The following is a 25,075-nucleotide window of genomic DNA, read 5'->3' as shown; positions in this document are numbered from 1 at the left end:
TCCTGATCCAAGGAACGCCTTGGGTCAGGCTGATTTCTTTGCGTGTTCTTCGGCCAGTTCCAGCAACGCGGTTTCCAGATCCTTTTCAAGTTTCTGGGCGCGCTCAATGTACTTCTTGTTCTCAGCCGTAGGCATTCCGGGAATCCAAAGTTCCGCCAGATCACGGATCGATTTCCGGTCATGATGGTAGAAGGTCTGCTCGGCCTGCGCGGCCTCGTATTCACTCAGACCAATATTCTCGAGAACATAGCGCCCCGCACGCAATGAGCTGTCAAACATCTCGCGAACGATGTCATTTGCGCCGGCCTGATACAGTTCATAGACGTGGTTACGATCATGTGCGCGTGCCACGATATGCAGATCGGGCCGTTGGCGCCGCGCATAGCCGACAAGGCGGGTGACCTGCTTGCGATCATCCATCGCTGCAACCAGTACCGCAGCCTTTTCAATGCCTGCTGCGCGCAATAGTTCTGGGCGTGTGGGATCGCCCAGAAACCCTTTGACTCCAAAACGCCGCATCAACTGGATTGTCTCGATGTTGTGGTCGAGAACAACGGTTTTGAAGCCACTCGCCTGTACCAGCCGGTTTACGATCTGACCGAAACGACCAATACCTGCGATGATCACGGGTCCCTTTTCGTCAATAGTGTCTGCCTCGACCTTTGGGCTGCTGTCTCCGATATAGCGAGAAACCATATCGTAGATGATGAAAAGCAGCGGCGTGATGAGCATTGTCAGCGCGATGATCATCAGCAGCTTTTGCGACAGGCCAGGCGGAATGACATTCTGTTGTGTCGAGAAGGCGAGCAGCACAAATCCAAATTCACCAGCCTGCGCAAGCCCAAGCGTAAAGAGCCAATGATCCCGCCCTCGCAGCTTGAACGCACGGCCAACGATGAACAGGATGATGCCCTTGGCCAGAATGACCAACAGGGCCAAACCGATCAGGTCGAACGGGTCGGCAAAGAAGTAGCCGACATCAATACCAGCCCCGACGGTGATGAAAAACAACCCGAGCAGCAGGCCTTTGAACGGCTCAAGGTCACTCTCCATTTCGTGCCGGAATTCAGAACTCGCCAGAACGACACCCGCCAAAAAAGCGCCCAAAGCCGGTGAGAGTCCCACTAGGGTCATCAGGAACGAGATGCCGACCACGATCACCAGAGCGAGTGCGGTATACATCTCGCGCAGGTGGGTGGCGTGGATGAAACGGAAAAGGGGCCGGGTCAGATAGATGCCGGCGAGCACAACAAAAGCGACGGCACCGATCGTGACCAAAGTAACGGCCCACCCGGGCAGACCTTCGACCAGCGAAAGGGCATGGTGTGCGTCTGCGCCATGAGCCGCATCGCCCCCGCGGTCGATCGAGCCATCATCCTCGATATGAATGCTGGCAGGCAGCGCCAGCAATGGCAGAAATGCAAGGATCGGAATGACCGCAATGTCCTGTGTCAGCAGCACTGAAAAGGTTGCTCGACCGCCGTTTGTTTGCATCAGACCCTTTTCTGAAAGGGTTTGAAGAACGATTGCAGTTGATGAGAGTGACAGAGTTAAGCCTACCGCCAACGCAACAGACCAGGGTTGTCCGGTATAGATCGCAACGGCTGCGATCACGATGGTTGACATAGCCACCTGCAGCCCGCCCAAGCCCAACAGCTTGTCACGCATGTCCCATAAGGCACGCGGTTCCAATTCCAGACCAATCAGGAACAGCATCATAACGACGCCGAATTCGGCAACATGCTGCAGGCTTTCGGTTTCTGCACCCACCAAACCAAGAATAGGTCCAATCGCGATACCCGCCGCCAGATACCCCAACACGGAGCCCAATCCCAAGCGCGCCGACAAAGGTACGGCTATGACTGCCGCTGCCAGGTAAATCGTGGCTTGGTAGAGGAATTCTTCCATAGTGGTTCTTTCTTGATTTTCAGGTCGGCAACGGGGCGTCGCGCTTGAGTTGGTCCATGACGATCTGGCTTTGCACACGCGCCACTGCAGGATGCGGCAGGATCACCTCATGAAGCAAGCGGTTGAGGGCGGAAAGGTCGTCGCAGTAGACGTGCAGCAGATAATCTGCCTCACCTGTCATCGTCCAAGCGCTGGTAATCTCGCTGCGGCTGTCGACCATACGGGCAAAACTTGCGGATTGGTCAGGGCCATGCGTGCCGAGATGTACCTGAATGAAGCCCTGAACCTGCAAGCCCAGCTTGAGTGGGTCCAGCCGGGCGGCATAGCCTGTGATGTAACCATCGGCCTCAAGCCTTTGTCTTCGGCGGCCCGCCTGACTGGGCGAGAGATTCAGTAATTCGCCCAGTTGATGTGCCGTGAGGTGAGCGTCTTTTTGAAGTGCTGACAGCAGACGTGTGTCGGTGGCATCCAGCATATGCGGAGAATTCCCGGTTTTCGATCAAAGCGTGCGGCAATCGCGCGCGCAATCATAATTTACACGAAAACAATGCGCAGAAACAGCACCAGTTAAAGCGTATTTTTGAATCAGCAAAGAAATTCCTGTTTTGGAGGAGACGCGCCATGGGTCCTTTCCCGCATAACGCCCCGAAATCAACGATCAGTGAAGAAAACCCAGCCGGCACCGATGGCTTTGAATTTGTCGAGTTCGCGCACCCGGAACCGCAGGAACTGCGTGACCTGTTTGCAAAGATGGGATTCGAACTGGTTGCGCATCACAAGGATAAACCCGCTGTTGAACTGTGGCAGCAGGGTGATGTGACTTACATCCTGAATGCCGACCCCGAGAGCTTTGCCGCAAAGTTCGTCGCAGACCATGGTCCCTGCGCCCCGGCGATGGGCTGGCGTGTTGTCGATGCACAAAAGGCTTATGAGCATGCAATTTCAAAAGGGGCGGAACCATATGATAGCGCGGATAAGACCATCAATGTTCCAGCTATCAAAGGTATCGGTGGTTCGCTGATCTACTTCATCGATCAGTATTATGAAACGTCACCCTACAATCAGGAATTCGAGTGGCTCAAGCAATCCAAGCCACGCGGGGACGGTTTCTACTATCTCGATCACCTGACACACAACGTCTACAAAGGAAACATGGACAAGTGGTTCCGTTTCTATGGCGATCTGTTCAACTTCCGCGAAATCCGGTTCTTTGACATTCAGGGTAAATTCACGGGTCTATACAGCCGTGCCTTGACCTCGCCGTGTGGTCGTATCCGCATTCCAATTAATGAGGATCGGGGTGAAACCGGGCAAATTGTGTCGTATCTCAAAAAGTACAACGGCGAGGGCATTCAGCATATCGCGGTTGGTAGCGACGATATCTATGAATCCACCGATGCGATTGCGGAGAAGGGTCTGAAGTTCATGCCCGGTCCGAACGAAGCCTACTATGACATGTCGTTCGACCGGGTTTCGGGTCATGATGAACCCAAAGATCGCATGATGAAGCACGGTATCCTGATCGATGGCGAAGGTGTCGTTGATGGAGGCGAGACCAAGATTCTGCTCCAGATCTTTTCGAAGACCGTGATTGGCCCGATCTTCTTTGAATTCATCCAGCGCAAGGGCGATGACGGTTTCGGTGAAGGTAACTTCAAAGCCCTTTTCGAATCCATCGAGCGCGAGCAGATTGAATCGGGTGAAATCTCGGCTGCTTAACAGCCTGACTGCAAATCAAACTCTGGCGCGTCCAACACCAGCCAGGTCCAAGTGACCCCGGCGCGCCGGTTTGCTGGCTGTATAGATTCAGTCTCAGACCGATGGTGTGTGTCAAAGCCGCACTGCACCGCTATTTCTGTGATCAGATCCGCCGATACTGAGAACCCGGGACGAGATGCAGGGCAGGGACCATGTCGAAGAGACAGGATCATTCGTCCGGATGGTTTCAGTAGGCTTGCAAGCGTTTCGATGGCAACTGCTTGATCGGTCGGTGCCAAATGATGAATTACCCCGATGGCAAGAACGGTATCGAAATCCCCTTTGCTGAAACCTATGCCATTGAGCGTCGGTAGTCGGCTATCGTGCCATGACACCTTGCTGCTCGGATAGCCGTTTTGCCCATGATCCCGGAATGTCTTAGCAGGTTCTACCGCTGCCACCTGACATCCACGCGAAGCCAACCATGCGGCGTTTGTGCCGATACCCGCACCGACATCAAGCACTTTGCCTGTGTCAGGTAGAAACTCAGCGACTGGTGCCAGAACATCTTCGGGACATAGCTGCCCATAAGCCTCTATCAGGTAAGGCGTTTCAGTCTCATAACCATGGATGATCTTATCCGCGTAATCAGCCACGGGGCATTTTCAACGTCACATTACGCCCGCGTTTCTGGTAGCGCAGTTCGCTGTCACCGATGGCGATTACTTTGCCACCATCGACCCGGTCCCCGACTTTCAGCTTTTTGTAGCGTCCACTGGGAAGCCGGACCAATGCGCGTCGATTTGCAGGTGTGCCATACACCCCGATCAGGTTGAGTTTTCGCAGGTTAAGCGCATTGTCCAGCGTCGCTTGCCGGGCGACAGAGGCTGTTGTCGGAATTTTGGGTGCAACGGATTTCGGTTGAAATGTTCCAGCTTCTTCACTCGATTGTGCAACAGCAGCCGTCGAACCCAACGGGGCCGTACCGGTGCTTGCTTTCCGCGAGGCAATCACTGCGATTGAGGCTGGTCGGATCTTAGGTCGAGGGACTCTTACAACGGCCAAGGCTGTTGGGGTATGGTCAACCTTTGGCGTATCTTGCAGTGATTTAGGCCGTAACTTGGGACGTAGCACGGCCAGTTCTTCGAGAGACCGCCCACCAAGTTGCTGCCGCTCAAATTGCTCAATCAAATCGCCAGGACGGGCTCGGGGGCGTGTGTCGGCCAAAACGTCGACTTCCTCGATTACGTCAGGATCGGTCTCGAAACGCACCGGAACTTCTGGCGGGACTTTGGAAGGGCGACCAAGATACACCACGATACCATCCGGGTTCAGCGTGCCCTCGGACGAAGGTATCACCAAGCCCCGGTCATCAAATTCGAAACGGGTACCTGCGACGCTGGATTGCCCGGCTTGCTCGAACGGAAGATCGGTATCAAAGCTTTCAACCGGAGGCAGGGCGACAGCGTCCTGGGACAGGTCCGAACGATCAATCGAGGCCAGGTAAAGCTCTTCGGGTTCCTCCAGCGATGGCGCGGCCGGTGCTTGCGGAGGTGTAGGAGCCAACCCGGTGACTTCATAAAAGACCTCTTCACTCTCGGGATCCCGAGCGACCTGTTCGACCGGTTGAGGTTCGATGTTCAGCGCTTCCAAAATCGCGGTGTCAGTCGCGGTAAGTTCAAGCTCTTCATCGGGTGCGACGTTTTCTGGCTCTGTTTCCGTCGGCAGAGTGATTTGCGTTTCAGGTTCGGAGATGGAGGGGGAATTGGTTTCCTGAGGCTCGACGGTTGTGATGACCGTTTCCTGAGGCGTCTCTTCCTGCGATAAATCCGAAATCACTTCGGTTTCGTCGCCTTCGGAGCCTGTCAAAGTCCATGCGCCCACGACCACACCAACTGCGATGGCGGCAGCGGCCAAAGGGATCAGGCGCTTTGGACGTTTGGTTGATGTCCCGGCAGATGCAGGAACATCAGAAGTAATCTCTGGCGATCGAAACACGTCCGGGTCGGCAGTTCCTGCGATTGGGTGAGCAGTTGGGGCAGCCGGATCTTCTGTATAAGTGCTTTCGACTTCCAACACAGGCGATGCTTCTGTGATTTCGGTCGGTTCGGGCGGAATGACCGGCACGGTTTCAGTTGGTTCGGGTGAGGTTTCCGACTCGATTGATTCCGCGCTTGCCTCCGCCAGCTCTGCAGCATCGGAAAGCAGATACTCTGATATGGAACCCTCTTTCGATTCCAGGTCGTTGGCGGTGAAGGTTGTCGGGATAAATCCATGACCCAACGCGAAGGAACGGGCTTCTTCGATGGTTTCCTTGGCCACCGCCGCAATACGGACCGAGTCTCCCTGCTGCTGTGTCGCAAACTCCAATTCAGCCAGCGAATATGGTGTCTCGGACGTCAGGGTTTTTGCCACCTTCTGATCCAGATCTTCAGGGCTTAAGCCCTCAGCATCCAAGGTGAGATACTTTACCTGATCTGAAGGAATGACCACTTTGCAGCTTAGGTCATTTTCCAGTGCGAATCCCTGTTCGCGCAGCGCCTGCATGCGGTCATTCAGATCAGGTGCATCAACCGGAACAGTTCCCACACAAAACCATTCGCCATCCGAGTGATGGTGTAAGGTAATCCCGGTATCATCAAAAGACAGCGCGAAGGCGGGTTTCATAATCTGGCAGAACCATATTTGTCAGAATTCGCGCAAACGCGCTTGCGTCTGCCCTCTGAGATTAAAGCAGGAACCCGCCGAGGGAAAGGAAAAGGCAAAATCTCCCCTTGTCCGGCAAAGGCTTGCCAACCCATGTATAGGATAAGGCAAAAGGAGGGATCACCTTGAAGACACTTGCTTTTCTGGCCGCGATGATGGCGGCGACCTCGGTTGGGATGGCGCATGCGGAAGAACGTCGCATCACCGTCAGCGGAACGGGAACTGCATTGGCGGAACCAGATATGGCGACCATCACCCTGGGCGTGACGAATGAAAATGCGCAGGCATCTGATGCAATGAAGGCGACGTCTGATGCAGTCGCTCAGATTTTGGCACGGCTGAACGACATGGGGATCGAGGCGCGCGATGTGCAAACCCGTGATCTGTCATTGTCGCCGGTTTGGGCAGGGCGTCACAATCCAGACGGTGAGGCCCCGAAAATCTCTGGGTTTGTCGCGTCCAATCGCGTTTTTGTCCGGGTGCGGGATCTGAGCAACCTGGGTGAGATCATGGATGCCGTGATTCGGGACGGTGCCAACGATTTTGGCGGCCTCAGCTTTGATGTGCAGGAGCCGAAACCGTTGGAGGCCAAAGCGCGTGCCGAGGCGGTAGCCGATGCAACCGCCAAGGCAGAACAGCTTGCGCAAGCCGCCGGGATCACATTGGGGTCTGTTGTATCGATCACGGACCAAGGCGGCGGTGCGCGCCCAATGATGCAGATGCGCGAAATGAGCTTTGCCGATGCCGGATCAGTTCCGGTGGCGGGCGGCGAAGTTGGGGTTTCGGTCAATATCTCGATGGTCTTCGAGATATCCGAATAAACTTACGTCTGTGCGCGGGCCATCAATGACTGACGTTGTTGGCCCGACACATCAAAGTTGTCGGGCTCAAGCCATGTTTCGAACGCATCCCGGACACGTGGCCATTCACTATCGATGATCGAATACCAGGCAGTATCTCTGTTCCGACCTTTGTAGTGTGTCGCCTGACGGAATGTGCCCTCGAAGGTAAAGCCCAAACGTTCTGCCGCGTTGCGAGACGGGGCATTCAACGCATCACATTTCCACTCGTACCGACGATAGCCCAGTTCATCAAAAACCCGGCGCATCATCAGATACATGGTTTCGGTCGACATAGGAGTGCGTTGGAGAAGGGGAGAGAAATGGATGTGGCCAACTTCGATTGAGCCAGCTGCCGGTGCAATTCTGAGAAACGACGCAAGACCAACAGGCGTCTCGTCTCGATCCAGTACCGTGTGGAACATCGGGTCAGCATCGGCACAATTGGCTCGGACCCAGTCTTCAAACTCAAGTTCAGTACCGAATGGCCCATAAGGCAGGTAGGTCCAATTGTGACCGTCAGCGTCTTGCGCAAACGCCCGGTAAAGTCCGGGCGAATGCCGATTTATGTCCAGTGGCACGACGGTGCAGAACCGTCCTTCCATCGGTGTGTATGGTGGCGTCGGGCACGGGAAATCGTCCGATACCGGCAACCCAATAGGCTGACCCAGTTCGTTGGTGTCGTGCTTTGCCATCGTATCAGGCGCTGGCTTTGGACAGGGCCTGATCCAGATCGGCGATCAGATCATCTGCATCTTCGATGCCAATCGAAACGCGAACCACGTTCGGGCCTGCGCCTGCAGCCTCTTGCTGTTCCGGTGACAGCTGGCGGTGCGTCGTTGATGCAGAGTGTATGATCAGCGACCGGGCATCACCCAAATTGGCCACATGGCTGAAGATTTCGAGCGCGTTCACCAGTTTGACGCAAGAGTCGTAACCACCTTTGACGGCGAAGGTGAACAAAGCGCCCGCGCCTTTGGGGTAATTCTTTTTGACCCGGTCATGATAGGGCGATGATGGCAGGCCCGCATAGGTTACATAATCGACGCGATCATCTGCTTCGAGCCAGGCCGCGATTTTCTGAGCATTCTCTACGTGACGCTTCATCCGCAGGCTGAGAGTTTCGATGCCCATCAATGTATAATGGGCCGCTTGCGGGTTCATGGTCATCCCAAGATCGCGCAATCCGATCGCAATACCATGGAAGGTGAATGCAAGCGGGCCAAAGGTCTCGTGAAACTTGAGGCCGTGATAGGCCGTTTCAGGCTCGCTGAGGGATGGGAACTTGTCGTTGGCCGACCAGTCGAACTTGCCCGAATCCACGATGCAGCCGCCGGTAACGGTGCCATTGCCGGTCAGGTATTTTGTGGTCGAATGCACTACCAATGTCGCGCCGTGTTCGATCGGGCGGCACAGATATGGTGTGGCTGAGGTGTTGTCGACGATCAGCGGAATTCCGGCATCGTCGGCCACTTCTGCCAGTGAGCGAATGTCGGTGACATACCCGCCCGGGTTGGCGATGGATTCGCAGAACACTGCACGCGTGTTTTCGTCAATTGCGGCTTTCACGGCATCCAGATCGTCCGTGTCCACAAACTTGGCTTCCCAGCCGAACCGTTTGATGGTCTGGCTGAACTGCGTGACCGTGCCCCCGTATAGACGGGTCGAGGCGACCACATTGCATCCCGGACCCATCAGCGGGAACAGGGCCATGATTTGCGCAGCATGACCTGAGGAACAACAAACCGCACCAACGCCCCCTTCAAGTGTCGCCACTCGTTCCTGCAATACTGCGACGGTCGGGTTGGTCAGACGGGAGTAGATGTATCCAACTTCCTGCAGATTGAACAACGCGGCTGCGTGCTCGGCATCACGGAAGACATACGCTGTCGTCTGATAGATGGGTGTCTGCCGCGCTCCGGTCGCCGGATCAGGGCGGGCACCGGCGTGGATTTGCAGGGTATCAAAGCCGTAAGTGGGGCCATCAGACATATTTTAATCTCCCGTTGGATTCTTCGCGTTGCTGAATCTCTAGGGCATTGCTGGTCCGCGCACAACGATCCCGTCAGCGCAGCCAAAGCCCCTTGGCCTTGATCGCCTTTCGGATGACCTGCTCTCGCTGAGGCAGATTGTTGCGATCGAACATATCTCTGATCTTTGAACCCTTGCCCTGTATCACCAGCCGCTTCATCGGATCATAATTCTTTAGAACCTTCTTGATCTTGTTCGGTGCGGCGACGGTTTCCAGCACATCAATTACGTGATCGTTTTCGCGAGCATAAAGCAAAGGGAAAAGTCGATAGTGGCAACTTACAGAGCCATCGAGAAAACCGGGGGGCAGGGCGTCTCGCCCGCCGCCAAAGGAATGTATGACTAAAGGCAATGCAGCCTGATCCAGCCACGGGTCTAGGTTCTGTCCGGTCAATTCGGGAATGTTCTCATCGCGAATGACGCGGGCATATTCCAGAAAGCGCTCTCCGAACAAGCGCGGGCATTTGTAGAAGAAATAGCCTGCGTTGAAATACAAATAGCGCCGCCAGTAATCCTCGGGCTGATCGGTATCCAACGAGCTTTCCAGATCCAGCCCGAACCTGCGATACAACGCGCTCCAGATGCCCTCATAGCTTGGCCCATACAGGGTCGGCTTGGGCCAGCTCCCCTCGACCTTCAGAGACGCACTAGGGCGATCAAAGTCAAAGGGTACGTCGGCCAATTCACCCGTGATCAACGTGTCGGTGTCGAAGAACACAAATGGCTCGCCCTCGGGAAGCGCGCTGAGAGCTTCGATCTTGTTTCCGTAAGGATAGCTTTCCCCGAATACTTGCGATTCAAATGGCAGTATCTCGGCATCCAGTTGTTTCAGCGCTTTGAGGACATCGGGATTCTGGATGCTTGGATCGTGATGCCAGCGCGGCCCAGGTTGTGGAACGGCGACAAACAGCCGACCTTGGAAGTTCGGCGAAGAATAACGCAATGAGGCTGCAAACAGGACTGCCTCATATTGCAGTCGGTTGTTTTGCCCGACGATAATAATGTTAAACTTCGGGGGTTGCGCCTGCATTCACGTGCTTTCCGATTGGGTGCTTGTTGTTGCACTTAATTGCTCAAACGGGACTACAGCAACCTGCCCGGGGCGTCAAAACCCGTATTTCGAAACGGATTGATAATCGTAAATTTTGGGACATGTATTAACCAAGCCAATGATCAGGAGGTCGACCATGCGGGTCAACGCGGATTTCAGCAAACGAGTGGCAGTTCATTTCGACGACAATGAGTGGGTCGCTTCACCGGCTGCAGGCGTCGAACGAAAGTTGCTGGATCGTATAGGGGATGAAGTGGCGCGCGCGACGACGATCGTGCGATTTGCACCCGGCAGTGCCTTTGCGGCGCACACCCACGATGGGGGAGAAGAGTTTCTTGTACTCGATGGTGTCTTTCAGGACGAAACCGGAGATTTCCCCGTTGGCAGCTATGTCCGCAATCCACCAACCACCTCTCATACCCCGTCTGCAAGCGAAGGGGCGACAATTCTGGTCAAGCTGCACCAGTTTGACCCGAATGACCGTACTGAAATCCGCCGCACGATAAATGGACAGGGAACTGTTCGTCTGTTCAAGGATGACCGCGAGGACGTACAGGTGCAGAACTGGGCCGCGGGCGAGACTATAGATTTGGATGCCACCAAAGGGTTGGAGGTGTTCGTAGTCGAAGGCAGTTTTGCTGAAGGTGGCGAAGAGTTTTCCGGATGGGATTGGCTGCGATTGCCGCCCGGGACGCAATCAAAAGCAGTAGCCGGAGTGGCAGGTGCGCGTGTGTGGGTCAAATCCGGGCACCTGAATGGCATGGTTTAGATCTCTTGCTGCATCATAAACAGGCAGAATAGCCAGAAAGCCGGGTCGAAAAGCCCGGTTTTTTCATTTTTTGACCATTTGGCAAATTTTACCAATTGATAAAAAATTTGTTTGTGGCAAGCTGGGGGGCATAACAAACATATCTACAGGGAGTAGAGTGATGGCACAGGGCCAGATGGCACCCGGTATCGTATCCGGGCGGCTTTCCAGCGATGAGCTGACCTCGAATTTTGCCGATCTGCATCCGCCTCTCGCGCCGCATGAAGCGGCCGTCGCGGCAGATCGCTGCTATTTCTGCTATGACGCGCCATGCGTGACAGCCTGTCCGACGGACATCGATATCCCGCTGTTCATTCGTCAGATCCAGGCTGGGCAGCCGCAGGCGGCAGGTCGCACAATTCTCGAACAGAATATTCTGGGCGGCATGTGTGCCCGGGTTTGTCCGACGGAAACACTGTGCGAAGAAGCCTGTGTGCGCGAAGCTGCTGAAGGCAAACCGGTCGAAATCGGGCGACTGCAGCGTTTTGCCACCGATGATGTAATGGCGTCAGGTGAACATCCGTTCGAGCGTGCTGCACCGACAGGCAAGACAGTTGCTGTGGTTGGGGCAGGGCCAGCAGGTCTGGCTTGTGCACACAGGCTGGCGATGTTTGGACATGATGTGGTCATTCACGAATCCAAGCCCAAGCCGGGCGGGCTCAACGAATATGGCATTGCAGCATATAAATCGACGAACGATTTCGCCCAGGCCGAGGTGGACTGGTTGCTGAAAATCGGTGGTATCGCGATCGAAACCGGATCAGTTCTGGGTGAGACCATTTCGCTGGATGGATTGCTTGAAAACTATGATGCGGTATTTCTGTCTATTGGTCTTGCGGGTGTGAATGCACTTCGGGCGCAGGGGGCTGAAAAGGATGGCGTGCGTCACGCGGTCGAGTTCATTTCGGATGTACGACAAGCCGGTGATCTGGCGAATCTGCCTGTCGGGCGGAATGTTGTTGTCATTGGCGGCGGCATGACTGCGGTGGATGCCGCGGTGAAGTCCAAGCTTCTGGGCGCTGAACATGTGACCATTGCCTATCGCCGAGACCGCGATGCCATGGGGGCCAGCCGCTATGAACAGGACCTGGCCGCTTCGCATGGGGTTCGGATCATGTGCAACGTGCAGCCCGTGGCTGTTCATGGAAATGGTGCAGCGGTCGAGATCGAACTGGAGTATACTGCGAGCCATGATGGCAACCTGACCGGAACAGGTGAGACTGTTCGCGTACCGGCTGATCAGGTTCTGAAAGCGATTGGACAAACGCTGGAGGGCGCACCTGAAGGGCTGACGCTTGATGGCAGTAAGATCGCTGTCAGCGAAACAGGCCGTACGTCGCTGGAGGGTGTCTGGGCCGGCGGTGATTGTGCAGCTGGCGGAGATGATCTGACCGTGACGGCAGTGGCCGAGGGTCGGGATGCCGCGATGGATATACATGCCAGCCTGTCGGCGTAGTGGCCGTCCGCTGAGTATGCTCACAATTTTTCAAGATGCAAAACTGCATCAGGGAGGCCGGATAAATGGCTGATTTGACAACAAACTTTCTGGGAATCTCAAGCCCGAACCCGTACTGGCTGGCATCTGCGCCGCCGACGGATAAGGAATACAACGTGCGCCGTGCATTCGAGGCTGGATGGGGCGGCGTGGTCTGGAAAACGCTGGGGTCCGAAGGGCCTCCGGTCGTGAATGTGAACGGACCCCGCTATGGCGCGATCTATGGTGCAGATCGGCGGTTGCTGGGGTTGAACAACATCGAGTTGATCACCGACAGACCTCTGGAAGTGAACCTCGAAGAAATGGCACGGGTCAAAGCGGATTACCCCGACCGTGCACTGATCGCTTCGATTATGGTGCCTTGCGAAGAAGAAGCCTGGAAAGCGATCCTGCCGCGTGTTGAAGAGACCGGCGCGGATGGTATTGAGCTCAACTTTGGGTGTCCGCACGGGATGAGCGAGCGCGGCATGGGCTCGGCTGTTGGGCAGGTGCCCGAGTACATCGAAATGGTCACACGGTGGTGCAAAAAATACTATGATCGCCCAGTGATCGTAAAGCTGACGCCGAATATCACCGATGTTCGTAAACCTGCTGCTGCCGCGAGAAATGGCGGTGCGGATGCGGTGTCGCTGATCAACACGATCAACTCGATCACCAGCGTCAATCTGGACACCTTCAGCCCTGAGCCGTCGATTGATGGCAAAGGTAGCCATGGCGGATATTGCGGTCCGGCCGTCAAGCCCATCGCACTTTCTATGGTTTCCGAGATCGCACGGGCCGAAGCGACGCATGGTCTGCCGATTTCCGGCATCGGCGGTGTCACCACATGGCGTGATGCGGCAGAGTTCATGTCTTTGGGCTGCGGAACCGTTCAGGTCTGCACAGCTGCAATGACTTACGGCTTCAAGATCATTGATGAACTGACAGCTGGCCTGTCCGAATGGATGGATGAGAAAGGCTATAGCAATGTATCCGAAGTCGTTGGACGTGCAGTGCCCAACGTTACGGATTGGCAGTATCTGAACCTGAACTATGTGGCCAAGGCCAAGATCGATCAGGATCAGTGCATCAAATGCGGTCGCTGCTATGCAGCTTGTGAAGACACCAGCCACCAGGCGATTTCAATGTCCGTAGACCGCGTGTTCGAGGTGAAGGACGAGGAATGCGTCGCTTGTAACCTCTGCGTCGATGTGTGTCCGGTTGAGGGGTGTATTTCGATGGTGCCGATGGATTCAGGTGAAGTTGATCCCCGTACCGGCAATGTTGTGCAGCCGGACTATGCGAACTGGACCACGCACCCGAATAATCCGATGGCGAAAGCCGCAGAATAATCGGTGGCTTTGACAGGTCATGATTGGATTTGGATGAGGGCCGCGTTGCGGCCCTTTTTCATGGTGTAAGCAGTTTCCGATAAAGCGTATCGATAAAGGGTTCTGCACCTTCGAACGGGTCTTCATCTCCGAGAATAGCACGCACCTGAACATCAAAATCCGCATAGTGCTGCGTCAACGCCCAGATCGAAAAAATCAGGTGATGAGGGTGGACACGTGCGATTTTGCCCTGATCCATCCAATGCGTGAGAATTCGCGTTTTTTCATCGACAAGCGATTTCAGATCGTTTGACAGCGCGTCATGTATGCGGGGCGCACCCTGCACCAGTTCGTTGGCAAACAGGCGACTTTCGCGGGGCAGTTCCCGGCTCATCTGTAGCTTGCGATGAATGTAGGACAGGATTTCCTTCAGCGGGTCGCCGTTTTCATCTAGATCGTGCAGAGGAGCAAGCCAAGTCTCCAACAAGCCCGATAGAAGGGCGGCATGGATCGCCTCTTTTGACGGGAAATAGTACAGAAGATTTGGTTTGCTGAGGCCGGCTTCGGTTGCGATCTGGTCAACTGTCGATCCTCGAAAACCATGCGCTGAAAACACGTTCAGAGCGGCTTCGAGAATCGCGGCGCGGTTCTTTTTCTGAATTCTGGTCGGGGCACGGTCTTTGGGCATGTTTCCTGGTCGTCTCTTTTTCCGCCAAGCGGGCACCAAATATGCCGAAATTTGCGGCGGCGCCATGCAATTTCTTGACTGATGTCGAACCCGTGATAGCGTGAGTTTGACCAGATGGTCAAATCAAGACACCAAAAGCGAGCTAAATCGCAAGCAACAGGGGAAAACAAGATGGCGGCTCCGGCGCAGAATCTCAGGATCAATGGCGACAGGCTATGGGATAGCCTGATGGAGATGGCGAAAATCGGTCCCGGAGTTGCTGGGGGAAACAACCGTCAGACACTGACGGACGAAGATGCCGAAGGGCGCGCATTGTTCCAGAAATGGTGCGAGGATGCGGGCTGTACCATGGGGCTGGACCAGATGGGCAACATGTTTGCCCGCCGCGAGGGAACCGATCCCGAAGCGCTGCCGGTTTACGTCGGTTCGCATCTCGATACACAGCCCACTGGCGGAAAGTACGACGGTGTTCTCGGTGTGCTTGGTGGTCTTGAGATCATTCGGACGCTCAATGATCTGGGGATCAAAACAAAACACCCGATCATCGCAACCAATTGGACGAATGAAGAAGGCACGCGCTATGCCCCTGCGATGCTGTCCTCAGGTGTGTTTGCGGGCATGCACACACAGGAATGGGCCTATGATCGCGAAGATGCCGAAGGCAAGAAATTCGGAGATGAACTGAAGCGTATCGGTTGGCGCGGTGACGAAGAAGTCGGTGCGCGCAAAATGCACGCATTCTTTGAGCTACACATTGAGCAGGGGCCGATCCTTGAGGCCGAAGAAAAGGACATCGGTGTTGTCACGCATGGACAGGGCCTGAGCTGGACGCAGATCACCATCACCGGCAAGGATGCTCATACCGGCTCAACCCCGATGCCTATGCGCAAGAACGCCGGGCTCGCCATGGCGCGGGTTCTGGAAAAGGTAGACGAGATTGCCTGGTCACACGCCCCGCATGCCGTTGGTGCAGCAGGGCATATCGATGTTTATCCGAACTCACGCAATGTGATCCCGGGTAAGGTCGTATTTACGGTCGATTTCCGCTCGCCCGAACTTGAGGTCATCAAGGACATGGAAAACCGGTTGCGTGTCGCAGCCGAAGATATTGTCGAAGAGATGGGCCTGAAGATTGAGTTTGAGAAAGTTGGCGGATTTGATCCGGTGAAATTCGACGAGCAATGTGTGGCGGCTGTGCGCGATGCGGCTGAACGTCTGGGTTACTCGCACACGAACATCATCTCAGGCGCGGGCCATGATGCTTGCTGGATCAACCGGGTCGCGCCGACAGCCATGGTCATGTGCCCATGTGTAGACGGGCTGAGCCATAACGAGGCCGAAGAGATCAGCAAGGATTGGGCCGCTGCTGGTGCAGATGTCCTGCTCCATGCGGTCGTCGAGACAGCGGAGATCGTAGAATAAAAGGTAGGTGTAACAGAGACCTATCCAACAGAATTCGAACAAGACAGAGGCGCAAAGCGCCCGCAGGGAGAATAGCATGTCAACTGTGATCAAAAACGGAACCGTCGTAACCGCTGATCTGACCTATAAGGCTGATGTTAAGGTCGAAGGTGGTGTCATCACCGAGATCGGGCCCAGTCCGAAGGGTGACAAGGAACTCGATGCGACCGGGTGCTATGTGATGCCGGGTGGGATTGATCCACATACGCATCTCGAGATGCCTTTCATGGGAACCTATTCCAGCGATGATTTCGAAAGTGGAACGCGCGCCGCGCTGGCGGGTGGTACCACTATGGTTGTGGATTTCGCTCTGCCCAACCCTGGTGAAAGCCTGTTGGACGCGCTTAAACGTTGGGACAACAAATCGACCCGCGCAAACTGCGATTATTCGTTCCATATGGCGGTGACCTGGTGGGGTGAGCAGGTGTTCGATGACATCAAGACCGTGATCGAGCAACGCGGCATCAACACCTTCAAGCACTTCATGGCCTACAAAGGCGCGTTGATGGTGAATGATGATGAACTTTATGCGTCATTCCAAAGACTTGCCGAGCTTGGCGGTGTTGCCATGGTACATGCCGAAAACGGCGATGTGGTTGCGGAACTCAGTGCCAAGCTGCTGGCCGAAGGCAATACTGGCCCTGAGGCGCACGCTTATTCCCGACCGCCGCAGGTTGAAGGTGAGGCCACCAATCGCGCCATTATGATCGCTGATATGGCCGGTGTACCGCTTTATGTCGTTCATACGTCTTGCGAGGAGGCACACGAAGCCATCCGTCGCGCCAGAATGCAGGGTAAGCGGGTTTGGGGCGAACCTCTGATCCAGCACCTGACGTTGGATGATAGCGAATACTTCCATCACGATTGGGACCACGCCGCGCGCCGGGTCATGAGCCCTCCGTTCCGTAACAAACAGCATCAGGACAGCCTGTGGGCTGGTCTGCAATCTGGCTCACTGAGTGTTGTGGCCACAGACCACTGCGCCTTTACGACCGAGCAGAAACGCTATGGTGTGGGTGATTTTACCAAGATCCCGAATGGGACAGGTGGCTTGGAGGACCGGATGCCAATGCTATGGACACATGGCGTTGGAACAGGGCGCCTGACGCCAAACGAGTTCGTGGCAGTAACTTCAACAAATATCGCCAAGATATTGAATTGTTACCCGAAAAAGGGTTCGGTTCTCGTGGGTGCGGACGCTGACCTTGTGGTATGGGATCCTGAAAAGTCGAAGACGATCCAGGCGTCGAGCCAGCAGTCGGCGATTGACTATAACGTGTTCGAAGGCAAGGAGGTCAAAGGCCTGCCTCGCTTTACCCTGACACGCGGACAGGTGGCCGTGCACGATGGAGACATCCGAACTCAGGAAGGTCATGGTGAGTTTGTGGCGCGTGAGCCAAACAGCCATGTAAACAAGGCACTGAGCACCTGGAAAGAGCTGACAGCGCCGCGGCCGGTCGAACGGTCAGGTATCCCGGCAACCGGCGTTTGATGCGTGCGGGCCGTCTGAAGGGCGGCCCAAAGCCAACTCTTTTCAAGGCAATGGAATGAACACTGAAAGCACTACCCAGCCCGTGATCGAGGCAAGGCAGCTGGATCTGACCTTCCAGACAAATGATGGTCCGATTCATGCGCTTAAAGACGTAAACCTGACGATCGACAAGGGTGACTTCGTCAGTTTTATCGGTCCGTCCGGCTGCGGCAAGACCACTTTTTTGCGCTGCATCGCCGCGCTTGAGACACCAACCGGAGGCAGCCTGACTGTCAACGGAATGACGCCGGATGAAGCGCGCAGAAACCGGGCGTATGGCTATGTTTTTCAGGCGGCAGGATTGTACCCCTGGCGAACCATTGCGCGGAACATAAAGCTGCCGCTCGAGATCATGGGATATTCGGCCAGTGAACAAGAGGATCGCGTTAACAAGGTCTTGGAACTTGTTGATCTAAAAGGTTTCGGTGGAAAGTTTCCGTGGCAATTGTCGGGCGGGATGCAGCAACGTGCCAGCATCGCGCGCGCTTTGGCGTTTGATGCGGATATCCTTTTGATGGACGAACCTTTTGGCGCACTGGACGAAATCGTTCGGGACCACCTGAACGAGCAACTCCTCGCGCTCTGGGCGCGCACTGAAAAGACCATTGGATTTGTGACGCACTCGATCCCCGAGGCCGTGTATCTGAGCACAAAGATCGTCGTCATGAGCCCTCGTCCGGGCCGTATAACGGATGTCATCGATAGTCCGCTGCCGAAAGAGAGGCCGCTGGATATCCGTGACACTCCTGAATTTATTGAGGTCGCCCATCGTGTGCGTGAAGGTTTGCGGGCAGGGCATGGAGATGATGTCTGATGGGTGTGAATGACATCAGACGGGCAACATCCGGGGATGTCCCGGCATGCGCGCGCATCATAGCGACATGGATGGCTCAGACCGAATGGATGCCAGAGGAATTGCCCGAGGAGAAACTGGAAGAACTGATCCGCGAAGCATTTCCGGTAAGGGAAATCTGGGTCTCTGGTGACCCCGTCGATTGCTACATGTCAGTTGACCCCAAAGAACTGAAAGTTGGCGCGCTTTATTGCCTGCGAACAGGTGAGGGTATCGGTAAGCAGTTGTTGGATCAGGCTAAAAAGGGCCGGGACTACCTGTGGCTGACTGCACATGAGCCGAATATCGCGGCGCAGAGATTCTATCGACGCGAGGGGTTCGTCGCGACGGGAACCGAGCCGCCCACACCGCCCGAAACCTTGCCGGTTATCCGGATGGAGTGGCGGGCATGAAACAAATACTCGCCGTACTCACTGTGTTGGCCGCCATCGTCGTGTTCTGGTACGTCGCCTGTATTCCGATGAACATCAAAGGGGTGCTGACGGAACAAGAACGCGCTGGTGCAGAAGTACAGCCGCCGTCTGCGAAGGACCGTCGGGACATGAGCGAAATCGGTCTGGCCCTTAGCAACAGTTTTGCCATTCCCGCGACCTGGGAACAGGAACGTCCCCGTCTTCCGGCCCCTCATCAGGTTGCGATTGAGCTGTGGGAGACGACGGTAGAAAAGAAAATCACGTCCAAACGGTCTTTGATCTATCACGCCTGGGTGACCCTGAGTGCTACAATGCTTGGGTTTGCCATTGGTACGGGGCTGGGCATTCTGCTTGCCGTCGGGATCGTACATAGCCGGGTCATGGACTTGTCTGTCATGCCCTGGGCTATCGTCAGCCAGACCATACCTATTATCGCGCTGGCTCCGATGATTATCGTGGTGCTCTATTCGGTTGGCGTTCAGGGGATCATCCCCAAGGCTGTGATCTCGGCCTATCTGAGCTTCTTTCCGGTTGTGGTCGGCATGGTTAAGGGATTGCGCAGCCCGGATGCTATGCAGTTGGACCTGCTGCGCACCTACAATGCCAGCCGGTCTCAAGGGTTCTGGAAGCTGCGGCTTCCGGCATCCATGCCGTATCTCTTCACGTCGCTAAAGATTGGTGTTGCCGCCTCGCTGGTCGGTGCAATCGTGGGCGAACTGCCAACAGGCGCGGTCGCCGGATTGGGTGCACGACTGCTCGCCGGCAGCTACTATGGGCAAACCGTACAAATCTGGTCCGCTCTGTTTGCAGCCGCCATTCTGGCAGCCTGCCTTGTTGGTTTGCTGGGCTTGATAGAGCGAACAGTTCTGAAACGGATGGGGATGGCGCAATGATGTTGGTGCTGTTTGCAATCGTCCTTTGGTTGTTTGGTTGGTGGCTGAACAGCCGCCTCGCAAGCGGCCCGCAGGCTGACACGTCTTTGGTGAAGTTTCTTGCTCCGTTGATCTTTGGCCTGACCATAGTCGGAGTGTGGGAGCTGCTGGTGCGCGGATTGGAGGTGCCTTTGGTTATTCTTCCGGCCCCATCTCTGATCGCAGTGCGTTTCGCCGATAGCTTGCCGGTGCTTTGGGCGGACTTTGTTCAAACCATCATCAAGGGAGCGCTCAGCGGTTACATCATCGGATGCGGCGCTGCGTTTCTGATGGCAATTGCCGTCGACCGGTGGGATTTTCTGCGACTAGGCTTGTTGCCCGTGGGCAATTTCGTCGCTGCGCTGCCCATTGTGGGGACTGCCCCCATTCTGGTGATGTGGTTCGGTTTCGACTGGCATTCCAAAGCCGCAGTGGTTGTGGTGATGGTCTTCTTTCCTATGCTGGTCAACACCGTCGCTGGTTTGCGCGAAGCCACCGCCATGCAGCGCGACCTGATGGAGACCTATGCAGCAACGTATTGGCAGAGCTTTCTGAAACTGCGCCTGCCAGCGGCGATGCCCTTTATTTTCAACGGGTTGAAGATTTCTACCACTCTTGCCCTGATCGGCGCTATCGTGGCTGAGTTCTTTGGTTCACCCACCTTGGGCATGGGCTTTCGGATTTCGACCAGTGTCGGGCAATTGTCGCTGGATATGGTGTGGGCCGAAATCGTTGTGGCCGCGTTGGCCGGGACCGCATTTTACGGTCTGGTGGCCATGATCGAAAAGGCGGTGACCTTCTGGCATCCGTCGCAGCGGGGATAAGAAAAGGAAAAATTCAACAGATCCCAAAAACGGGACAACAATAGCAACTAGGAGAAATGAAGATGAATAAGCTACTCAGCGGGGCGATTGCTGCCTTTAGCCTGGCCGCCAGTTCGGCTTTGGCTGCGGATGACGTGACATTGCAATTGAAGTGGGTCACTCAGGCGCAATTCGCAGGATATTACGTCGCCAAGGACAAAGGTTTCTACGAAGAAGAGGGGCTGGACGTCACCATTCTGCCAGGTGGCCCGGATATCGCCCCGACACAGGTGATTGCCGGCGGTGGGGCTGATGTGACCGTCGAATGGATGCCAGCGGCGCTGGCGGCACGTGAAAAGGGCCTGCCACTTGTCAATATCGCGCAACCCTTCAAAAGCTCTGGCATGATGCTGACCTGCTGGAAGGATGCGGGCATCTCATCTCCTGAAGATCTGAAAAACCGTACCTTGGGTGTTTGGTTCTTTGGCAACGAATTCCCGTTCATGAGCTGGATGAGCCAGCTGGGCATCGACACCGGTGGCAAGAGCGAAAGCGGTGTGGAGGTTCTGAAGCAGGGCTTTAACGTGGATCCGCTGCTTCAGCGTCAGGCTGATTGCATCAGCACGATGACCTACAACGAATACTGGCAGGTTATCGACTCGGGTGTCAGCCCAGACGAACTGGTGACATTCAAGTACGAGGATCAGGGCGTGGCGACGCTTGAGGATGGTCTGTATGTGCTGGAGGAAAACCTCAGCGATGCGGCTTTCGTGGATAAGATGGAGCGCTTTGTCCGCGCCTCGATGAAAGGCTGGAAATACGCAGAAGAGCATCCGGATGAAGCGGCTGAGATCGTTCTGGAAAATGATGCAACCGGTGCCCAGACCGAAGAGCATCAAAAGCGGATGATGGGCGAAATCGCAAAACTGACCGCCGGATCGAACGGTGCGCTGGACCCAGCGGATTTTGAGCGCACGGTAAGCACGTTGCTGGCAGGTGGTTCCGACCCTGTAATCACCAAGCAGCCTGATGGTGCCTGGACGCATCAGATCACCGATGCCGCGCTGAACTAAACTTCAGCGACATAGTCAACAATTTGAGCGCGGTCCCGACAGGGGCCGCGTTTTCAATTTCGGATGTCGGGTTTGTGTCTGTACTTGTACCGTAAAAGGATTAGTATTCTGCTGTAATATAACGCATTTCATGCGGCACAACCTGTCAATTGGTAGAATATGCAGAACTTTGCAGCAGAATTCAGTCACGCGCTTTCTCTGATTTTCACTGGAGACTCAGAGCTCTGGGCGATTGTGCTTCTGTCTTTGAAGGTTTCTGTTCTGGCCGTGCTGATTTCAGCCTTCATTGGCATGCCTGTCGGTGCGGCTCTGGCAGTTGCCCGGTTCCCCGGGCGGCGGATGATGATCATCCTGATGAATGCGCTTATGGGGTTTCCTCCTGTTGTGGTCGGCCTGTTGGTGTATCTGATGCTGTCGCGTTCGGGTCCGCTGGGCGTTCTGGAATTGCTGTATACGCCGACGGCAATGATAGTGGCGCAAATGGTGCTAGTCATTCCGATCGTTGCAGCCCTTACGCGGCAAGTTGTCGAAATGCTGGCCGAGGAATACTCGGAACAGCTCCGGTCCTTGGGCGTGTCGCGCCTTGCATCTGTGCCGGTTCTTTTGTGGGATGCGCGTTTGGCGCTGGTGACGGCGCTTCTGGCCGGTTTTGGACGCGCTATTGCCGAGGTCGGTGCAGTAATCATCGTTGGCGGCAATATCAATCACGTCACACGGGTAATGACGACGACGATTGCCCTCGAAACCTCAAAGGGAAATCTGGCACTGGCACTGGCACTGGGTGCGATCCTGATTGGTATCGCAATAGCGGTAAACGCTATGGTGAGTGCGCTTACACTACGGGCAGAGCAGGAAGGATTGCGTCATGCGTGATTTGTTGCCTGAGATACCTTCTGCTCTGGATGTCAGAGATTTGCATATCTCGCGCAAAGGCAAGGTACTGCTTGACGTGTCTAGTCTCAGGCTCGATGGGCCGGGGCCGACGCTTATTCTTGGGCCAAACGGATCAGGAAAGAGCCTGCTGTTAAGATGCCTGCATGGTCTGATTTCGCCTGACAGAGGAGAGGTTACTCAAGATGGCCTGCCTTTGGGTGCTGAGCAAAAGGCAAACCAAGCCATGGTGTTTCAGAACCCTGTTTTGTTGCGGCGGTCGGTATCGGCCAATCTGGATTTTGTGCTGAAAAGACAGGGGCTGAACCGCGTTCTGCGTAAACAGCGGATCACTGAGTTGCTGGATGAAGGTGGGTTGGAAGACAAAGCGCGTCAGTCAGCACGTTCACTTTCAGGGGGCGAGGCGCAAAGGCTTGCGATCCTGCGCGCTCTGGCCTCAGAACCGGAAACCCTGTTCCTTGATGAACCCACCAGCGCGCTTGATCCCGGTGCGACCCAGATGATCGAGCGTATGGTCCTGAGGGCGTCATCACGAGGTGTTCGCATAGTGATGGTTACGCACGATATCGGGCAGGCACGTCGGCTTGCAGCCGATATCGTGATGATGCAGGGTGGTCAGATTGTCGAACACGGAGCTGCGAAAAAGGTGCTGGATGCTCCTGAAAGTGACGCGTCGCGTCGCTATCTTGCAGGTGGATTAGTCGTCTGAAAAAAGACAAACGGAGAGTGTGATGATCCGAAACTTCATTCGGGCAGCATTAATAGCGCTTGGAGTGGCGGCTGGCCCCGCGATGGCTGAAGAGCCGTTCATAGTGGTACAATCCACAACCTCGACCCAGAATTCGGGGCTGTTCGACTACATCCTACCGTGGTTTGAGGCAGAAACCGGGATCGATGTTCGCATTGTGGCAGTTGGAACAGGGCAGGCGATCCGGAATGCAATCAACGGTGATGGCGATGTCCTGTTGGTTCACTCGAAACCTGACGAGGAGCAGTTCGTCGCCGACGGCTGGGGCGTCGAACGTTTTGATGTCATGTACAACGATTTCATTCTGGTTGGGCCGAAATCGGATCCGGCGAAGGTCAAGGGCGGATCAGACATATTGACCGCACTCACGGCCATTGCCGAGGCTGAAGCGCCATTCGCATCCCGTGGAGATGACAGTGGTACTCATAAGGCTGAGTTGGCCCATTGGGGCGCTGCTGATGTCGATCCAACGGATGCGTCAGGAACGTGGTACCGTGAGACCGGTTCAGGCATGGGCGCGACGCTGAATGTTGCAAGTGGGATGGGGGCTTATACCCTCACGGATCGGGCAACGTGGCTGTCTTTTGGCAATCGCGGTAATCTTGAGGTTCTCGTCGAAGGTGACCCCCGACTGTTCAACCAGTACGGCGTGATCCTTGTGAACCCCGAAAAACACGCTGGTGTCCGCGCAAATGCCGCTCAGCGATTTATCGATTGGTTGGTCGGGCCAGATGGTCAGGCTGCGATCGCTTCCTATGTGATTGACGGAGAGCAGCTGTTTTTCCCTAACGCCAAGTAAATACACAGCATATGTCCAGGGCGTTGGGCATGTTGTCTGAGCGGAGCTACCCGCTGGCCCCATTGTGATGAATTCGCCCCAGATGTGACAGGTCATATCCGCCCAGTTCAGAAGCTCGTGCAGCGAACCTTTCAGATTGCAGGAATGCCAGCAGGTTTTGCATGGGGGGATCAAAGTACGCTCGTCGCCAGATGGCGAGATCCAAGCGTTCGGGATGCGTAGGTACAACTTCCAGACTGTAGAGGCCAGCCAGAGCGGCGAGACCAAAGCCAGCTTCGGCTTTGTTTTCACGTAAGGCGATAGCCAGCTCTTCTTCGGTGCGGGCGCAGACGGGCAGGGTGATCAGATCATCCAGTCCCAGGCCATGGGTTGACAGCTGTGTTTCGAATAGTCTCTGGCTCGCGGCGCTGCTCTGCCGCAGGACTACCCGACGTCCCTTCAGATCTGAAAAGCTCGAAATGCCCTCGGTACCGGGAGAAAGCAATAATCCACGCTGACGTTGGGCGATCTCATACAGGATGACAGGGGCTTCCCCCATCTTGTCTCGGATCGAACGGGTATTGAACCCCTCGGACTCGTGGATGTGCAGTACGGCTGCCTGGGCACTGCGGTCAGCAAGACGTGTGAGGCCGTCGAACGATCCGTCATAATACGTGGCCAATCCAGAACCGCTTTCACGCAAGGCCCAATCGAGCAGCGGATCATGGCTGCCGGCGACAATTGGGGGCAGGGGCGGCTCTGCGACTTGAGGACCAGAACGTGATGCGTTGAGCCATGCAATGATCTCGGCCCTTGGGAACAGCAGTTTACCCATGGCACGAACGCAGGGGATTTCACCGGATGAGGCCAGGTCATAGGCCTTGCGCTCACCGATGCGCAGCAGATCGGCCAGTTCTTTGGTGGTGAGATATTCGGACATTCAGTCTAGACGCACTGCCGAGCCGCTGCCAGCTTCGGCGGCAGATGGCCCCAGCCGATCCAGCGTGAATGGCGCAGCAGCAGTTATGACAACCATCGTCGCGACGGCGGCAAGAAAGGCTTTCATATTCTCCTCCGGC

25 protein-coding genes are annotated in these 25,075 nt (G+C 55.5%); 15 read left to right on the top strand and 10 right to left on the bottom strand.

What is annotated here, in order from left to right:
* Positions 1–24 precede the first annotated feature (24 nt).
* Entirely contained in the window at positions 25–1,908 is a 1,884-nt protein-coding gene (locus ACR0IO_RS01250) for a monovalent cation:proton antiporter-2 (CPA2) family protein (protein ID WP_155143486.1), read from the bottom strand.
* Between the two features lie 19 nt (positions 1,909–1,927).
* The gene (locus ACR0IO_RS01245) at positions 1,928–2,383 is read right to left on the bottom strand and encodes an Lrp/AsnC family transcriptional regulator (protein ID WP_155143488.1); all 456 of its coding nucleotides are present in this window, start codon (positions 2,381–2,383) and stop codon (positions 1,928–1,930) included.
* 146 nt (positions 2,384–2,529) lie between these two features.
* Between ACR0IO_RS01245 and hppD the strand changes: the two genes are divergently transcribed.
* Positions 2,530–3,627: a 4-hydroxyphenylpyruvate dioxygenase gene (gene hppD, locus ACR0IO_RS01240; protein ID WP_480738787.1), complete on the top strand. Its 1,098-nt coding sequence runs from the start codon at positions 2,530–2,532 to the stop codon at positions 3,625–3,627.
* Here hppD and ACR0IO_RS01235 read toward each other — a convergent pair.
* Positions 3,624–4,262: a class I SAM-dependent methyltransferase gene (locus ACR0IO_RS01235; RefSeq protein ID WP_480738785.1), complete on the bottom strand. Its 639-nt coding sequence runs from the start codon at positions 4,260–4,262 to the stop codon at positions 3,624–3,626. The genes hppD and ACR0IO_RS01235 overlap by 4 nt on opposite strands.
* Positions 4,255–6,273, bottom strand: coding sequence for a hypothetical protein (locus ACR0IO_RS01230; protein WP_480738782.1), 2,019 nt, complete (start codon positions 6,271–6,273; stop codon positions 4,255–4,257). Before ACR0IO_RS01230 ends, ACR0IO_RS01235 begins: the two co-directional genes overlap by 8 nt.
* Before the next feature lie 164 nt (positions 6,274–6,437).
* On the opposite strand from ACR0IO_RS01230, the gene ACR0IO_RS01225 reads away from it, so the two are divergent.
* The gene (locus ACR0IO_RS01225; protein WP_155143495.1) at positions 6,438–7,133 is read left to right on the top strand and encodes an SIMPL domain-containing protein; all 696 of its coding nucleotides are present in this window, start codon (positions 6,438–6,440) and stop codon (positions 7,131–7,133) included.
* A 2-nt stretch (positions 7,134–7,135) separates the two neighbouring features.
* On the opposite strand, the gene ACR0IO_RS01220 is transcribed toward ACR0IO_RS01225, so the two are convergent.
* From ACR0IO_RS01220 to ACR0IO_RS01210, 3 genes are all read right to left on the bottom strand, one after another.
* On the bottom strand, positions 7,136–7,846 hold the full coding sequence (locus ACR0IO_RS01220; protein ID WP_480738779.1) for a GNAT family N-acetyltransferase: 711 nt from the start codon (positions 7,844–7,846) through the stop codon (positions 7,136–7,138).
* A gap of 4 nt (positions 7,847–7,850) precedes the next feature.
* Entirely contained in the window at positions 7,851–9,143 is a 1,293-nt protein-coding gene (locus ACR0IO_RS01215) for an O-acetylhomoserine aminocarboxypropyltransferase/cysteine synthase family protein (protein ID WP_480738777.1), read from the bottom strand.
* 73 nt (positions 9,144–9,216) lie between these two features.
* Entirely contained in the window at positions 9,217–10,212 is a 996-nt protein-coding gene (locus ACR0IO_RS01210; protein WP_480738774.1) for a hypothetical protein, read from the bottom strand.
* Between the two features lie 157 nt (positions 10,213–10,369).
* Here ACR0IO_RS01210 and ACR0IO_RS01205 point away from each other — a divergent pair, with 157 nt between their 5' ends.
* From ACR0IO_RS01205 to preA, 3 genes are all read left to right on the top strand, one after another.
* Positions 10,370–11,002, top strand: a complete 633-nt coding sequence (locus ACR0IO_RS01205) for a cupin domain-containing protein (protein WP_480738771.1) — start codon at positions 10,370–10,372, stop codon at positions 11,000–11,002.
* Between the two features lie 160 nt (positions 11,003–11,162).
* Positions 11,163–12,497: an NAD(P)-dependent oxidoreductase gene (locus ACR0IO_RS01200; RefSeq protein ID WP_480738767.1), complete on the top strand. Its 1,335-nt coding sequence runs from the start codon at positions 11,163–11,165 to the stop codon at positions 12,495–12,497.
* Positions 12,498–12,562: 65 nt separating this feature from the next.
* Complete coding sequence (gene preA / locus ACR0IO_RS01195) at positions 12,563–13,867, top strand: NAD-dependent dihydropyrimidine dehydrogenase subunit PreA (RefSeq protein WP_480738764.1); 1,305 nt, start codon at positions 12,563–12,565, stop codon at positions 13,865–13,867.
* A gap of 58 nt (positions 13,868–13,925) precedes the next feature.
* Here the strand turns inward: preA and ACR0IO_RS01190 are convergent, their stop codons facing one another.
* Positions 13,926–14,534, bottom strand: a complete 609-nt coding sequence (locus ACR0IO_RS01190; RefSeq protein ID WP_480738761.1) for a TetR family transcriptional regulator C-terminal domain-containing protein — start codon at positions 14,532–14,534, stop codon at positions 13,926–13,928.
* A 171-nt stretch (positions 14,535–14,705) separates the two neighbouring features.
* On the opposite strand from ACR0IO_RS01190, the gene ACR0IO_RS01185 reads away from it, so the two are divergent.
* The 10 genes from ACR0IO_RS01185 to ACR0IO_RS01140 all read left to right on the top strand — a co-directional run bounded on the left by ACR0IO_RS01185 (position 14,706) and on the right by ACR0IO_RS01140 (position 24,017).
* Positions 14,706–15,956 carry a Zn-dependent hydrolase gene (locus ACR0IO_RS01185; RefSeq protein WP_155143507.1) on the top strand — a complete coding sequence of 417 codons (1,251 nt, stop codon included), beginning with the start codon at positions 14,706–14,708 and terminating at the stop codon, positions 15,954–15,956.
* A 76-nt stretch (positions 15,957–16,032) separates the two neighbouring features.
* Entirely contained in the window at positions 16,033–17,487 is a 1,455-nt protein-coding gene (hydA, locus tag ACR0IO_RS01180; RefSeq protein ID WP_480738756.1) for a dihydropyrimidinase, read from the top strand.
* A gap of 55 nt (positions 17,488–17,542) precedes the next feature.
* A complete protein-coding gene (locus tag ACR0IO_RS01175) occupies positions 17,543–18,340 on the top strand; it encodes an ABC transporter ATP-binding protein (protein ID WP_155143511.1) in 798 nt (265 codons plus the stop codon).
* Positions 18,340–18,771, top strand: coding sequence for a GNAT family N-acetyltransferase (locus tag ACR0IO_RS01170; RefSeq protein ID WP_480738753.1), 432 nt, complete (start codon positions 18,340–18,342; stop codon positions 18,769–18,771). The genes ACR0IO_RS01175 and ACR0IO_RS01170 overlap by 1 nt, the downstream gene beginning before the upstream one ends.
* On the top strand, positions 18,768–19,685 hold the full coding sequence (locus ACR0IO_RS01165) for an ABC transporter permease (protein WP_155143516.1): 918 nt from the start codon (positions 18,768–18,770) through the stop codon (positions 19,683–19,685). The genes ACR0IO_RS01170 and ACR0IO_RS01165 overlap by 4 nt, the downstream gene beginning before the upstream one ends.
* Positions 19,682–20,527, top strand: a complete 846-nt coding sequence (locus tag ACR0IO_RS01160; RefSeq protein WP_480738749.1) for an ABC transporter permease — start codon at positions 19,682–19,684, stop codon at positions 20,525–20,527. Before ACR0IO_RS01165 ends, ACR0IO_RS01160 begins: the two co-directional genes overlap by 4 nt.
* A gap of 62 nt (positions 20,528–20,589) precedes the next feature.
* Entirely contained in the window at positions 20,590–21,579 is a 990-nt protein-coding gene (locus ACR0IO_RS01155; protein WP_155143520.1) for an ABC transporter substrate-binding protein, read from the top strand.
* 159 nt (positions 21,580–21,738) lie between these two features.
* A complete protein-coding gene (locus ACR0IO_RS01150; protein ID WP_480738746.1) occupies positions 21,739–22,452 on the top strand; it encodes an ABC transporter permease in 714 nt (237 codons plus the stop codon).
* Positions 22,445–23,179, top strand: coding sequence for an ATP-binding cassette domain-containing protein (locus tag ACR0IO_RS01145; protein WP_480738743.1), 735 nt, complete (start codon positions 22,445–22,447; stop codon positions 23,177–23,179). Before ACR0IO_RS01150 ends, ACR0IO_RS01145 begins: the two co-directional genes overlap by 8 nt.
* Before the next feature lie 22 nt (positions 23,180–23,201).
* Positions 23,202–24,017, top strand: coding sequence for an ABC transporter substrate-binding protein (locus ACR0IO_RS01140; protein ID WP_155143526.1), 816 nt, complete (start codon positions 23,202–23,204; stop codon positions 24,015–24,017).
* A gap of 46 nt (positions 24,018–24,063) precedes the next feature.
* On the opposite strand, the gene ACR0IO_RS01135 is transcribed toward ACR0IO_RS01140, so the two are convergent.
* Entirely contained in the window at positions 24,064–24,936 is an 873-nt protein-coding gene (locus ACR0IO_RS01135; RefSeq protein ID WP_480738740.1) for a substrate-binding domain-containing protein, read from the bottom strand.
* Positions 24,937–25,062 carry a hypothetical protein gene (locus ACR0IO_RS01130; RefSeq protein WP_302478279.1) on the bottom strand — a complete coding sequence of 42 codons (126 nt, stop codon included), beginning with the start codon at positions 25,060–25,062 and terminating at the stop codon, positions 24,937–24,939.
* Positions 25,063–25,075 lie beyond the last annotated feature (13 nt).

It is taken from the genome of Ruegeria sp. CE12, from assembly GCF_056537525.1.
Note: the sequence above shows the minus strand (reverse complement) of the source record. Positions and strands in the feature narration are given on the sequence as shown.